This is a genomic window from Rhizobium deserti, assembly GCF_004358025.1.
Classification (GTDB): domain Bacteria; phylum Pseudomonadota; class Alphaproteobacteria; order Rhizobiales; family Rhizobiaceae; genus Neorhizobium; species Neorhizobium deserti.
In genome coordinates this window covers 143,903-157,122 of record NZ_SMTL01000004.1, presented here as the reverse complement: position 1 = coordinate 157,122, position 13,220 = coordinate 143,903, and the positions used below count along the sequence as shown (strand labels likewise).

Below are 13,220 nucleotides of genomic sequence, written 5' to 3'. Positions count from 1 at the left end.
CGCTGCCAGACATGAAAAGCCGCCGGCCAGAGCCGACGGCTTGTTTGCATTCCCGGAGTGCCGGATCAGGCGGCGCGCGACCGATAGCCTCCAGCGGCATAACCGTGAGAGGACGTTGCGGACGCTGTCTGGAACCGCGCCATCATGTCGGCGAGGTTGTCGGTCTCCTGCGTCAGGCTCTGGGCAGCGGCGGTGGTCTGTTCCACCATGGCTGCATTCTGCTGGGTGACCTTGTCCATCTGGTCGGCCGAGGCTGCTACTTCCCTCAGACTGGTCGCCTGTTCATTGGTGCTGGATGTGATCGTGTTCACGAAAGCGCTCATCTGCGCCACTTCCCTGACAATATCATCCAATGACTGTCCGGATGCAGTTACCAGATCGACGCCCTGCTTCACCTGCGCCGACGAAGTCGAAATCAGCGTCTTGATTTCCTTTGCGGCATCTGCGGAGCGCTGAGCAAGGCCACGGACTTCCTGCGCGACCACGGCAAATCCGCGGCCGGCCTCTCCCGCGCGGGCGGCTTCCACACCCGCATTCAGCGCCAGCAGGTTGGTCTGGAAGGCGATGTCGTCGATGACGCTGATAATGCGGTTGATCTGCTCGGCCGACGTCTCGATGGCGGCCATGGCGGCAACCGCATCAGCGACGATCTCGCCGCCACGTTGGGCCTTTTCCTGAGCGAGGGCTGCAACACCCTGCGCCCGGCCCGCGCCGCTGGCACTCTCATTGACTGCCGAGGTTACCTGTCCCAGCGCCGCAACCGTCTCTTCAAGGCTTGCAGCCTGTTGCTCTGTCCGCTTGGCCAGATCGTTGGACGCAATGGAAATCTCCTGCAGGCCCGCCCGGATCGTGCCAACGGCGCCGACGACGGAACCGATCGCTTCTTCCAGGTTGTTGACGGAGCTGTTGAACTTTGCACGGATGGGTTCGAATTCCGCGGAAACCGCACCGTTCATCCGTACCGTCAGATCTCCGCTCGCTAGCCGGTTGAAACCGTCTTCGATGGCGTGAACGAAGGCACGCAGATCTTCGGCCTTAGAATTGTCGATGGAGGCCTGCCGATCGCGTTGACGTTCCTGTGCGTCGCGGGCTTCGGCCGTCTGACGCTCGAGCCGGACATTTTCAGCTGCACCTTCCTTGAAGACCTGCACCGCGCGGGCCATGGCGCCGAGTTCGTCCTGACGATCCTGACCAGCGACTTCGGCACCCAGATCGCCGGCGGCAAGCTTTGTCATCGTATCGGTAAGGCGGCGGACAGTGCCACCGAGGGAGCGGGCAAAAAGGAGGAAGCCGAACAGCGACAGCAGAGATACGACAATGGTTCCCGAACCGGTAATCCAGAGTGCAAGCCGGCTCGCTGCTACCAGGGGGGTAATATCGGAGGCAACTTCCAGGACACCGACCTTGGAGCCGGAGAAATCAAGAAGCGGCACGGCCTCGACTGCATAATTCTTGCCGTCGATGTCCGCATAGCGCCGGAATGCGCCCTTTTCATAGGCTTGTGCCAATTCGTCAGGTTTGAGAATAGGTTCTCCGGAATAGGTTGAAGCCTGCTTGTCGAACTTGTCAGCACCCTTGCTATACAGCGCAACATTAGCGTTGACTGCCTTGCTCAATCGCGAGAAGTAAGAATCCACCAGTTTCAGGCCAATATCGGCGACGCCGACGACTTTACCGTCCTTGATGACCGGAGCTGTGGCGAAGAGGCTGACGGCGGTGCGTCCAGTTTCAACTCCGGCGACAAGCTTGCCGTCGGCCAGCGCAGAATTGACCATTTTGCGGCGAGCCTTGAGGCTGTCACCGAAAACTTCCGGATCATGCACTCGAGCGACCGCATCAGCATTGGCGTTGCTGAAGGTGATCATCTCGAGCCCGCTCGTTTCCTTGACGGCTTTCATGTTAGAATAGCGAGCAAGTAGGCCGGCACGGTCGCCTGCGAGAAGCAGAGGCGCGACTTCCGGCTCCGAGGCAATGGTTAAAGCGAGCGCCGATGCGGCGCGCTTCTGCGCTGCCATATCGTCCTGAATAACCGCGAGATCGCTATCGAGTTCGGTCTGGAAAGACTGCTCCGTCATTCCCGACTGGCGCTCCCAGGCAAGCCCGCCAATCACGCCTCCTGCAAACAGAACGGCAGCAAAGCCCATAATGGTCAACCGCCTGGAAAGCGGCTTTCGGATAGTGACGTCTCGCATGTTACCCCCAACACTCCTGCCGGCTGAAAGCTCACGGCAGCTGCAAGAAAATACGAAACAAAAACTATCGGGAATACGTTGCTATTTAACTAATATGCACTCTCTGCTCTTCCTGCGGCTTGATGTTACTACCTGGCGCAGACGGTAATCTGAAGCGCAACCTGGAATTACAGAATACTATACAGGAAGCAGAAGTTCTGCGCCCTCGCTGGAGACGGCGCTCTTGCGCGCAGTGGGACGATCAGTTTTTGGAAAAGACATAGTCCGTTTCCTGCCGCAGCACCTGCCCGGGGCGCAGGACCGCGTCCGGGAAGCCGGGATGGTTGACGGCGTCCGGCCATATCTGCGTTTCCAGGCAGAAGCCCGCGAACGGTCCATATTGGCGTCCTTCCAGACCTGGCACGGCAACATCCACCTTGAAACCGGCATAGAATTGCACGCCCGGCTCCGTGGTCCGTACTTCGAGGCTCACGCCTGAATGAAGGCTTCGTGCGAGCGCCACTGAACGCTTTTCAACCCTTTGCTGTGACAAGCAGTAGTTATGGTCGAAGAGGACCTGTTCCGGCCCTTTGAACCGCTTCATCGGGCCCATGTCGCGCAGGTCGAACGGCGTATCTGCGACCGCCATCAATTCTCCGGTCGGGATCTGCCTGTCATCGACGGCAACCAAATGGTCTGCGGCTATCATGATGTCGTGACTGAGCGCATCCTCGCGCCCGTCGAGATTAAAATAGGAATGCTGGCAGACATTGGCGAGCGTCGGCGCGTCCGTGGACGACTCGTAGATCACGGACAGCACGCCGTGTTCCTTCAGCTGGTATGTTGCCGTGACGGTGCAGTTGCCCGGATAACCGGCACGACAATCGGGATCGGTGATACGGAGCACCACCTTGTCCGGCGCATGGTCGACGATCGACCAGTTGCTGCGCCCCAGGCCATCGAGGCCACCATGCAGATGGGTAACGCCATTCTCATTCAGCTGAAGCTGATACTGCTTGCCATCCATGGCAAAGCGGCCGTCGCCGATACGATTGGCACATCGCCCCGGCGTGGCGCCGAAATAGGGCGAATGAAGAGGATAAAGGTCAAAGGTCTCGAAACCCAATACGAGCGGCGGCTGGTGCCCTTCAAGCCGAAGGTCCTGGATCACGGCGCCCCATGTGATGACGTTGGCAGTCAATCCGCCGCCGGCAATCCGCACCCGATAAACCGGCTCCCCCTTATCCGTCGTCCCGAAGATCTCGTGTTGGTGAGCCGTCATGAAGTCCTCCCGAAATGCTAGGCCGCAAACTGCTTGATTTGTTTGCGGCCCGCAACGTCATCGGCAGGAAATTCCGATCCCTGCTATGGGCGACCGATCTTTTCCAGATCGTAAGGCGTCGTCTGGTAGATCTCGTTGATCCAGTTTCCGAACAGAAGGTGAGCATGGCCGCGCCAGCGATTGAGCGGAGTCAGCGTATCGTCATTGTGCGGAAAATAATCGTGCGGCAGCTTGATCGGGATGCCGGCCTCTACATCGCGGAAATATTCGTCGGCGAGCGAGGTAGAATCATATTCGACGTGGTTGAACATGTAGAGCCGCCGTCCAGCCGTCTCCTGCACCAGGCAAAGCCCCATTTCCTCGGACTCCATCAGGATTTCCAGATCCGAGACCTTCTCCACATCTTCCCGGCGCACTTCCGTCCAGCGTGACACCGGCACCTGAAAATCGTCCGAGAACCCGTTGAGATAAACGGAAGACGGGCTGAGATTTCGGTGACGATAAACACCAAAGGCCTTTTCCTTCAGCTCGTATTTCGGCACCTTGTGGAAGTGATAGATCGCCGCCATGGCGCCCCAGCAGACATTCATGGTGGAATGGACATTCGTTGCTGTCCAGTCGAAGATCTGCTGCATTTCGCCCCAGTAGCTGACCTCTTCATAAGGCAGCGTTTCGATAGGGGCACCGGTGATGATGAAACCGTCGAACTTGCGGTGCTTCACCTCCTCCCATGTCTGGTAGAAGGACAGGAGGTGATCTTCGGACGTGTTCTTCGCCTTGTGGCCGCCGATGCGAACCAGCGACAGTTCGACCTGCAGCGGCGAAGCACCAACCAAGCGCGCCATCTGCAACTCGGTCTTGATCTTGTTCGGCATCAGATTGAGCAGTCCGATCTGCAGCGGACGAATGTCCTGCCGCACGGCTGCAGTCTCAGTCATGACCCGGACACCCTCCTGAACCAGGGTGGTGAAGGCGGGCAGAGTATCGGGAATCTTGATCGGCATGGCTTAACCCAACAAAGTAAAAAGCCGGCGGCAAAACATCGCAACCGGCCCGTGGGAAGCTCTATCTTCTCGCGGCCCTTTAGCGACTTTTTTTACGTGGCTGCAAGCCGGCCGGCCAAATCACCACGGATTTACGGGAATTCAAATAAGCCTTGCTCCCGCTGGCGTCAATGGCAGCAAAATCATCTTGGGCCAGCATGCCGGGCGGAAGTGACGGCTTTCCCTTTTGTCCTGCTTTGCGCTATGGGCAATGCGCATGATCCATTCCACCTACACTATTCTGCTCGGGGGCGATGTCCGGCCGACCGAGCGCCTGAGGCAGGCACTCCAAGGCAGCCGCTTCATCGCGGCCGATAGCGGCATGCGGCACGCCGAAGTTCTTGGTGCCGAGCCGGAGCTGTGGGTGGGCGATTTCGACTCGACGGATGCAGCGCTTGCAAGCCGCTGGCCGAATGTCGAGCAACGGACCTATCCTCCTGCCAAGAATGAGACCGACGGCGAGATCGCCACGGCCGAAGCCATCGAGCAAGGCGCCAGCCGACTGATCTTTGTCGGGGCGCTCGGCGGAGAGAGAAGCGACCATGCCCTGCAGCACCTCTTCCACGCCATGAGCCTGGCCGAACACGGGTTTGACATCCTGCTGACCTCCGGAGAGGAGGAGGCAACACCCTTGCTTCCTGGCAGCAGGACGATCGACCTGCCGAAGGGATCCTTGTTTTCGGTGATTGGTTTCTCCGCTCTGGATGGTCTTGATATCACCGGGGCGCGCTACCCGCTCGCTGGCTTTTCCTTGCCATACGGTTCTTCCCGCACGGTCTCCAATGTTGCGGAAGGGCCTGTAGAATTTCATTTGAGGGAAGGCAAGGCGATGATCCTTGCACGTCCCTACGACTTTTCCGGAGCTTGACCTTGGTGCCCCCAATCCTGAAACTCGACGACATCTTCCTGAGCTTCGGCGGAGCCCCGCTCCTCGCGGGCGCCGGCCTGCAGGTAGGACCGGGCGACCGCATCTGCCTCGTCGGTCGCAACGGTTCTGGCAAATCGACGCTGATGAAAATTGCCGCGGGTATGGTGGAGCCCCAGTCGGGAGAAGTTTTCCGGCATCCGAATGCCACCATCCGCTATCTGGAACAGGCACCCGATTTTGCCCACTACGCTACCGTTCAGGCCTATGCGGAATCCGGCCTTGGGCCGAATGACGACCCCTATCGCGTTACTTATCTGCTCGAGCATCTAGGCTTGAGTGGCGAGGAAGATCCCAACACCCTGTCGGGTGGAGAATCACGTCGCGCCGCACTTGCCCGCGTCATGGCGCCCGAACCCGACATCCTCATGCTCGACGAGCCGACCAACCATCTCGACCTGCCGACCATCGAATGGCTGGAAGAGGAATTGCGCAAAACCAAAAGCGCCCTCGTGGTCATCTCGCATGACAGACGTTTCCTTGAGCGGGTCTCGACTGCCACTGTCTGGCTGGATCGCGGCACGTCACGCCGGCTCGACCGCGGCTTCTCGCATTTCGAGGTCTGGCGCGACGAAGTGCTGGAAGCGGAAGAGCTGGAACAGCACAAGCTGGGCAAAGCCATCGAGCGCGAAGAGCACTGGCTGCGCTACGGCGTCACGGCGCGGCGAAAGCGCAATATGCGCCGGCTCAGCGAATTGCAGACGATGCGCTCCAGCTACCGCGGCCATAAGGGACCGCAGGGCACGGTCCAGGCCCAGATTACCGAGGGGCGCGAATCCGGCAAGCTTGTGATCGAAGCCGAAGACATCACCAAGGGCTACGAGGAGCGGACCATCGTCGCGCCTTTCTCCATCCGGGTGCATCGAGGCGACCGCATCGGTCTGGTGGGTCCCAATGGCGCAGGCAAAACGACGCTCCTGAAGATGCTGACGGGCCAGCTTGCGCCGGATGCCGGCGTGGTGAAGCTGGGCACCAATCTTGAAATCGCCACGCTCGACCAGAAGCGCGAAGACCTGGACCCCGAAGATACCCTGTCCCATTATCTGACGGATGGACGTGGCGAGACCCTGCTGGTGAACGGCGAGCAACGCCATGTCGCCGGCTATATGAAGGATTTCCTGTTCCAGCCGGAGCAGATCAGGACGCCGATCAGGAACCTGTCCGGCGGAGAGCGCGCCCGGCTGATGCTCGCCCGCATGATGGCGAAGCCGTCAAACCTGCTGATCCTCGACGAACCGACCAACGATCTCGACATCGAGACACTCGATCTCCTGCAGGAGATTGTTGCGGGCTATAACGGCACTGTCATTCTTGTCAGCCACGATCGCGACTTCCTCGATCGCACCGTCACCTCCACCATAGCACCGGCCAATCCCGACGCACCGGACGGGCGCTGGATCGAATATGCCGGCGGCTACACCGATATGCTGGTGCAGCGCAAGGGTGCCCTTGAGGAACGGCGCAAGGCCGAGAAAGCCGAAAAGGCGCGAACCGAGACCGGCGCTCCTGCCGGTGAAACCGTGAAGGCAAGAGGCAAGCTCTCCTACAAGCAGAAGTTCGCCCTTGAAAACCTGCCCAAGGAAATGGCCAAGGCCGAAGCGGAAATCGCGCTGCGGGAGAAGAAGATGGCCGACCCCGCTCTCTTCACTAAGGATCCGGCCACGTTTAACAGGCTCGCTGCAGAAATGGACAAACTGCGGCAAAGCCTGGTGAAGATGGAAGAAGAATGGCTAGAGCTGGAAATGCTGCGAGAGGAGCTGGAGGGATAATTTAATTTTTATTATGCTTAACAAGAAGTTAGCTTAGTATTTATTTGTTGCGGACCGGAACAATTCTGTCTGACGCGGCGTTCGGTGGAAAAATAACGGTCGAGATGCGTCGTCATCATCGGCCGATCAAGAGCCGAGCAACCATGTGGGGACGTCCAATGCTGACAAATGTTACGCGTCGTCGGCTGGCCAGTGAAGCGATGAATCAGAGGGTCATGATTGTCGAGGACGAATTTCTGATCGCTCTCGATGTCGCCGAAACTGTTGAAGGCATGGGCCTGAAAGTGTCCGGTTTTGCCAGCGCCTGCAAACATGCGCTCGCGCTTGCCGCCTGTACAGACATTGCGCTGGTTGACGTCAACCTTTCCGACGGACGCACCGGACCTGAACTCGGACGGAAACTGGCCGAAGACTATGGCATTACGGTCATCTTCATGACCGCCAATCCCGAAGACATCGACAATGGCGGAAAAGGCTCGCTCGGTGTATTGACGAAACCCGTCATGCCGGAGGTGGTGGAAAAGACCATCGACTATGCCATCGCCAATCGGCTGGGCGGCATGGCGATCGTCCCTCGTGAGCTGAAGGTTTTTCAGCAGAGGCACTGAGGCGCCACGCGCCATTTTAAACGCAGAAGTCTGGAACCTGATCGCCCTTGCCTGCCAGACAATGGCGGCCGACAGCTCTGCTGCATGCAGGCCGATTTCACCATCTTGCCAGCAGACGTCAGTGCAGTTAAATCTCATTCCGCTCTAACGGGGTGCTTTGCGAAAGCTCAGCTGAGAGGCCTTGGCCAACCCGCGGAACCTGATCCGGTTAAAACCGGCGGAGGGATTAGACGGCTCTTTCATCAGCGCCTATTCCCCTTGTGACAACCAGAGGAGGCGCGGATGCGCAACACCATTTTAGCTTTATGGGCGGCCGCAGCCGCATTGTCTTTTTCCACTTCAGCCGACGCTCAGCAAAAGACCTTGACCGTCTATACCTACGAGAGCTTCACCTCCGAATGGGGTCCGGGGCCGAAGGTGAAGGAAGCGTTCGAAAAGGCCTGCGCCTGCACGCTGAACTTTGTCAGCGTGGCCGACGGCGTGGCTCTGTTGACGCGCTTGAAGCTCGAAGGCGACAAAACGGATGCCGATGTGGCGCTCGGGCTGGACACCAACCTGATCTCCGAAGCCAAGGCCACCAATCTCTTTGAAGCGCACGGGCTCGATACGACTGCAGTCAAGGTTCCCGGTAATTACAGCGACAATACATTTATCCCCTATGACTATAGCCATTTCGCCGTGGTCTACGATACGCAGAGCATCAAGAACCCGCCGAAGAGCCTGAAGGACCTGGTAGAGGGCGATCCGTCGCAGAAAATCGTCATTGAGGATCCGCGAACCTCGACGCCGGGTCTCGGCCTGCTGCTTTGGGTCAAGTCGATCTATGGCGATAAAGCACCGGAAGCCTGGAGCAAGCTCAAGGGCCGCGTGCTGACCGTGACGCCCGGCTGGTCCGAGGCCTATGGGCTCTTCACCAAGGGCGAAGTGCCGATGGTCTTCTCCTACACGACCTCGCCGGCCTATCATCTGGTGGAAGAAAAGACCGATCGCTATAGGGCGGCATCCTTTTCGGAAGGCCATTATATCCAGATCGAAGTGGCTGGGCTCTTGAAGACCGCAAGCGACAAAGATCTCGCCAGGCAGTTCCTGAAGTTCATGGTTTCGCCAGCCTTCCAGGATGTCATCCCGACCACAAACTGGATGATGCCTGCAACAAAAACGTCCGCTCCGCTGCCCGAAGCCTTCAATACATTGGTGCAGCCTCAAAAGACGCTGCTGATGGGCTCGGACGAGGTGGCCAAGAACCGCCAGGCCTGGATCGATGAATGGCTGACGGCAATGAGCATCAACTGACCTGATGCTGACCGGCAGCGAACAGAGATGGAGATTTGCCTGGGGGATAGCGGTCCTGACAGGCATTTTCCTTTTCGTAGGAGCAGCCGTGGCCGCGCTGTTATCCTGGGATACCGGCGCCCTGCCGAGCCGGTTTTTTACGGCTTATACCTGGCGGATCCTCCAGTTCACGCTCTTGCAGGCGCTCCTGTCGACGTTCCTGTCCGTCGTGCTGGCGGCGCCCGTGGCCATGGCGCTTGCGCGACGTCCTGCTTTTCCCGGACGCATATGGATCATCCGTCTGATGGCCGTGCCGATGGGACTACCCGTGCTGATCGGCGCCTTGGGGCTGATCGGCATCTGGGGGCGGCAAGGCATGGTCAACTCCGCGCTCGTAAAGCTTGGGATGGAGCAACCGGTCAGCATCTACGGTCTTTCCGGCATCCTCCTTGCACACGTCTTCTTCAACCTGCCGCTCGCCGCCCGTCTTCTGCTGGCTGCACTGGAACGGCTTTCGCCGGAATACTGGTTGCTGTCCTCCAGCCTCGGCATGCGACCTTTCTCGGTGTTTCGGCTGATCGAATGGCCGGCAATCCGCCGCGTCCTGCCCGGCGTGGCGGGCCTGATCTTCATGCTCTGCGTCACCAGCTTTACGCTGGTCCTGGTGCTCGGAGGCGGTCCTGCCGCCACCACGCTCGAGGTCGCGATCTATCAGGCGCTGCGCTTTGATTTCGATCCACCCCGCGCCATCGCGCTCGCCTCTTTGCAGATCGGCACCACTGCGTTGATTTTGGGTGCAATGATGCTTGCTCCCGGTCCTGGCGATGGTGGTGTGACCGCGGGGCGGGCCATGCGCCGCCTGGACGGTGTAAGCTCACCCGCGCGCGCCTGGGACGGCTTGATGATCATCACTTCCACCCTGTTTCTCGCCATGCCGCTGGCCTCCATCTTTGTGGCCGGCCTCAAGGCGGATCTCTGGGCGCTCGTCACCAGCGCGGCCTTTTTGCGTGCCGCCTGGACCAGTTTTGCCATTGCCTTTCCCGCTGCCGTTTTGACCATACTGGTATCGCTTGCCATCATTGGAGCGCGGCAAGCCATTGCCGACATGAGACGCCCAGGCCGGATAATGACATGGCTTTCCGCCGTGCTCGGTGCCACATCCTTTCTCGTCCTGCTGGTGCCGCCTGTCGTACTTGGCACCGGCTGGTTCCTGATCCTGCGGACATTTGGCAATGTCGCTTCTTTCGCTGCCATTCTCGTCGGCCTCATCAACATGCTGATGGCTCTGCCCTTCGTGATGCGCGTCCTGGCGCCGGCGGTGGAAAGCCATCGTCGACAAACGGCACGTCTGGCAACAAGCTTGGGACTGTCGGGTAAGCGACGCCTGTGGCGGATCGACCTGCCGGTGCTGGCGAGACCCATCCTCACCGCCATGTCCTTTGCCATGGTGCTGTCGCTCGGCGATTTGGGTGCAGTAGCCCTCTTCGGGTCGAGCGACCTCACTACCCTGCCTTGGCTGGTTTACAGCCGGCTGGCCAGCTATCGCAACAATGACGCCGACGGCCTGGCTCTCCTTCTCGGCATCATCTGCCTGGTCCTAACCATGCTCGGCACGGCGGGCCAGAGAAGGCAGAGACATGGCTGATAATATCTTGCTCGACAAGGTTGGGTTGAGGCTGGGGGGCCAGCATTTCCGTTTTGACGGCAGCTTGCCAGGAGGAGCGATTACGGCAATTACCGGGCCCTCCGGCGCCGGCAAGTCGACCTTGCTCAACCTTCTGGCCGGATTCGAAATTCCTGATCAGGGGCGCGTGCTGATGGGCGGCACCGATGTATCGGGCGCCCACCCTTCGCAGCGTCCCGTCTCCCTCGTCTTCCAGGACAACAACCTTTTTGCCCATTTGGATGTATTCACCAACGTCGCGTTGGGCATTCATCCCTCTCTAAAGCTGAGGGAAGCGGATCGGCAGGTCGTTCTGCAGGCTCTGCAGCGCGTCGGACTTGACGGTTTTGCCAAGCGCATGCCCGGAACGCTATCGGGCGGCGAGAAGCAAAGGGCGGCATTCGCGCGGGCGCTGGTGCGGCAGAAGCCGGTGCTGCTGCTGGACGAACCTTTCGCGGCACTCGATCCGGGACTTGGGATCTCGATGGCAAAGCTGTTGCTCGAACTTCACCGTGAAACCGCCAATACGGTGATAATCGTTACGCATGACCCGCAGGAAGTGGCCCGTCTTGCAGATTATGCGGTATTCGTCGAAAGCGGCGCAATCACACTCCAGGCACCGGCAGCGGAATTCCTGGCACGCCAGGACCTGCCTGCTCTTACCGCATTCCTGTCTGGCTAGGGGCAACCGTGTTCTTGCGGCAGTAGCCGCTCGCGACAGGGGGAGCTTTGCCGGCTCGCCGAGTTTCCGGACGTCTCTGGCGCCATAATTTGGACGCCCGGAACTGGCATCGCGAATTTCGTTGCTCCTTCCTTTGGCAAACAGCGCGGGAATACATATTTCGGTAAGACTATCTGTGCATGCGACGCAAAAATCGCTAAGCCGACGGGAAGCAGGAACCGGCATCGAGTATCATGCTCGCAGCACCGGATGACAGGCCAGGAGATAATGAGGCAGGAAATGAAGATGGTCGAAGGCGGCATGAAACGGACAACAGTCCGTCTGCCTGCGCGCGGCCTTCGGTTTGCTGCCATCCTGCTCCTCACCGGAACCCTGCTTGCCGGCTGTCAATCCGTTTTCGACCAAGCCTATACCCCCAATGTAGCACCATCCGACTCGCCTCAAATCGTCGACGAGGTGCAGAAGAATGATCCCCGCGCGCAGATGGGAGCAAGGGAGCATCCCCGTATCGTCGCGAGTTACGGCGGCGAATACAAGGACGCCAAGACGGAGCGGCTGGTGGCCCGCATCGCCGGGGCCCTGACGGCGGTCTCCGAAAATCCGAACCAGTCCTTCCGCATCACCATTCTCAATTCGCCGGCAATCAATGCCTTTGCCTTGCCGGGTGGCTATCTCTACGTAACGCGCGGCCTTTTGGCGCTTGCCAACGACGCCTCAGAAGTGGCGGCCGTTCTGTCGCATGAAATGGGCCATGTCACGGCCAACCACGGCATCGAGCGGCAGCGCCGCGAAGAAGCGGAAGTGATCGCCAGCCGCGTCGTGGCGGAAGTCCTGTCCAGCGACCTAGCCGGCAAACAGGCTTTGGCGCGCGGCAAGCTGAGGCTGGCTGCTTTTTCGCGCCAGCAGGAACTGCAAGCCGACGTGATTGGTGTCCGCATGCTCGGCGAAGCGGGATACGATCCTTATGCGGCATCCCGCTTCCTGGACTCCATGGCCGCCTATGCGCGCTATTCGGCCGTCGATCCGGACAACGACCAGAGCCTCGACTTCCTTTCGAGCCATCCTAACTCGGCGCAACGCGTGGACTTGGCCCGGCGCCATGCGCGCAATTTTGGCCAGGAAGGAACGGTCGGCGATCGCGGCCGCGACTATTACCTCGCCGGGATAGACGGCTTGCTTTACGGCGACAGCCCGCAGGAGGGCTATGTCCGCGGGCAGACTTTCCTGCATGGAGGGCTCGGCATTCGGTTCGACGTGCCGGCCGATTTCCGCATCGACAACAAGGTCGAGGCTGTGCTTGCCACGGGACCGGGCGAAACCGCGGTACGCTTCGACGGCGTTGCCGCCGGCGATACCAGCAGCCTTGCGAATTATCTGACCAGCGGCTGGGTTGCCGGCCTGCAGCCAGAAACGGTCCGCGAGACTACGATCAACGGGCTTCCCGCCGCAACGGCGCGGGCTTCCGCAGAAAGGTGGGATTTCGACGTGACCGTCATCCGCGTCAATAACCAGATCTTCCGGTTTCTGACCGCCGTTCCGAAGGGAAGTGCCTCGCTTGATCCGACCGCCCAGACCCTGCGGGACAGTTTCCGACGCATGACGCCGGAGGAGATCACGGCCCTGAAGCCGCTGCGGGTGCGGGTCGTCACGGTTGGAGCCGGAGACACCCTGGCTTCGCTGTCCAACCGCATGATGGGCACGGATCGCAAGCTCGATCTGTTCAAGCTCATCAACGCCATGCCTGCCGGCGCGACGGTATCGGTCGGCGACAGGGTGAAGCTTATTTCCGAGTGAGGATGGGACGT

At 59.7% G+C, this 13,220-nt stretch carries 10 protein-coding genes and 2 riboswitches; of the genes, 7 read left to right on the top strand and 3 right to left on the bottom strand.

Annotated elements, in window-relative coordinates:
* Positions 1 to 65 precede the first annotated feature (65 nt).
* The 3 genes from E2F50_RS16385 to metA form a co-directional block, all read right to left on the bottom strand.
* Positions 66 to 2,192, bottom strand: a complete 2,127-nt coding sequence (locus E2F50_RS16385; RefSeq protein WP_133317257.1) for a methyl-accepting chemotaxis protein — start codon at positions 2,190 to 2,192, stop codon at positions 66 to 68.
* 241 nt (positions 2,193 to 2,433) lie between these two features.
* Positions 2,434 to 3,453, bottom strand: a complete 1,020-nt coding sequence (locus E2F50_RS16380) for an aldose epimerase family protein (RefSeq protein WP_133317256.1) — start codon at positions 3,451 to 3,453, stop codon at positions 2,434 to 2,436.
* 83 nt (positions 3,454 to 3,536) lie between these two features.
* A complete protein-coding gene (gene metA / locus E2F50_RS16375; protein ID WP_133317255.1) occupies positions 3,537 to 4,457 on the bottom strand; it encodes a homoserine O-acetyltransferase MetA in 921 nt (306 codons plus the stop codon).
* 59 nt (positions 4,458 to 4,516) lie between these two features.
* Positions 4,517 to 4,594, bottom strand: a riboswitch (SAM riboswitch).
* Between the two features lie 113 nt (positions 4,595 to 4,707).
* Between metA and E2F50_RS16370 the strand changes: the two genes are divergently transcribed.
* The 7 genes from E2F50_RS16370 to E2F50_RS16340 all read left to right on the top strand — a co-directional run bounded on the left by E2F50_RS16370 (position 4,708) and on the right by E2F50_RS16340 (position 13,209).
* Complete coding sequence (locus E2F50_RS16370) at positions 4,708 to 5,364, top strand: thiamine diphosphokinase (protein WP_202615469.1); 657 nt, start codon at positions 4,708 to 4,710, stop codon at positions 5,362 to 5,364.
* A gap of 2 nt (positions 5,365 to 5,366) precedes the next feature.
* On the top strand, positions 5,367 to 7,190 hold the full coding sequence (locus E2F50_RS16365; RefSeq protein WP_133317253.1) for an ABC-F family ATP-binding cassette domain-containing protein: 1,824 nt from the start codon (positions 5,367 to 5,369) through the stop codon (positions 7,188 to 7,190).
* A gap of 158 nt (positions 7,191 to 7,348) precedes the next feature.
* Positions 7,349 to 7,798: a response regulator gene (locus E2F50_RS16360; protein WP_133317252.1), complete on the top strand. Its 450-nt coding sequence runs from the start codon at positions 7,349 to 7,351 to the stop codon at positions 7,796 to 7,798.
* A gap of 138 nt (positions 7,799 to 7,936) precedes the next feature.
* Positions 7,937 to 8,041: riboswitch (TPP riboswitch) on the top strand.
* 39 nt (positions 8,042 to 8,080) lie between these two features.
* Positions 8,081 to 9,091: a thiamine ABC transporter substrate binding subunit gene (gene thiB, locus E2F50_RS16355; RefSeq protein WP_133317251.1), complete on the top strand. Its 1,011-nt coding sequence runs from the start codon at positions 8,081 to 8,083 to the stop codon at positions 9,089 to 9,091.
* A 4-nt stretch (positions 9,092 to 9,095) separates the two neighbouring features.
* The gene (locus E2F50_RS16350) at positions 9,096 to 10,715 is read left to right on the top strand and encodes a thiamine/thiamine pyrophosphate ABC transporter permease ThiP (RefSeq protein ID WP_133317250.1); all 1,620 of its coding nucleotides are present in this window, start codon (positions 9,096 to 9,098) and stop codon (positions 10,713 to 10,715) included.
* Positions 10,708 to 11,415, top strand: a complete 708-nt coding sequence (locus tag E2F50_RS16345; protein ID WP_133317249.1) for a thiamine ABC transporter ATP-binding protein — start codon at positions 10,708 to 10,710, stop codon at positions 11,413 to 11,415. The genes E2F50_RS16350 and E2F50_RS16345 overlap by 8 nt, the downstream gene beginning before the upstream one ends.
* A 279-nt stretch (positions 11,416 to 11,694) precedes the next feature.
* Positions 11,695 to 13,209: a M48 family metalloprotease gene (locus E2F50_RS16340; RefSeq protein ID WP_161974183.1), complete on the top strand. Its 1,515-nt coding sequence runs from the start codon at positions 11,695 to 11,697 to the stop codon at positions 13,207 to 13,209.
* Positions 13,210 to 13,220: the final 11 nt, after the last annotated feature.

Excerpts from the sequence above, each read along its gene's own strand:
- E2F50_RS16385 (WP_133317257.1), bottom strand. The coding sequence starts at position 2,192 with ATGCGAGACGTCACTATCCGAAAGCCGCTTTCCAGGCGGTTGACCATT.
- E2F50_RS16380 (WP_133317256.1), bottom strand. The coding sequence starts at position 3,453 with ATGACGGCTCACCAACACGAGATCTTCGGGACGACGGATAAGGGGGAG.
- metA (WP_133317255.1), bottom strand. The coding sequence starts at position 4,457 with ATGCCGATCAAGATTCCCGATACTCTGCCCGCCTTCACCACCCTGGTT.
- E2F50_RS16370 (WP_202615469.1), top strand. The coding sequence starts at position 4,708 with ATGCGCATGATCCATTCCACCTACACTATTCTGCTCGGGGGCGATGTC.
- E2F50_RS16360 (WP_133317252.1), top strand. The coding sequence starts at position 7,349 with ATGCTGACAAATGTTACGCGTCGTCGGCTGGCCAGTGAAGCGATGAAT.
- thiB (WP_133317251.1), top strand. The coding sequence starts at position 8,081 with ATGCGCAACACCATTTTAGCTTTATGGGCGGCCGCAGCCGCATTGTCT.
- E2F50_RS16350 (WP_133317250.1), top strand. The coding sequence starts at position 9,096 with ATGCTGACCGGCAGCGAACAGAGATGGAGATTTGCCTGGGGGATAGCG.
- E2F50_RS16345 (WP_133317249.1), top strand. The coding sequence starts at position 10,708 with ATGGCTGATAATATCTTGCTCGACAAGGTTGGGTTGAGGCTGGGGGGC.
- E2F50_RS16340 (WP_161974183.1), top strand. The coding sequence starts at position 11,695 with ATGAAGATGGTCGAAGGCGGCATGAAACGGACAACAGTCCGTCTGCCT.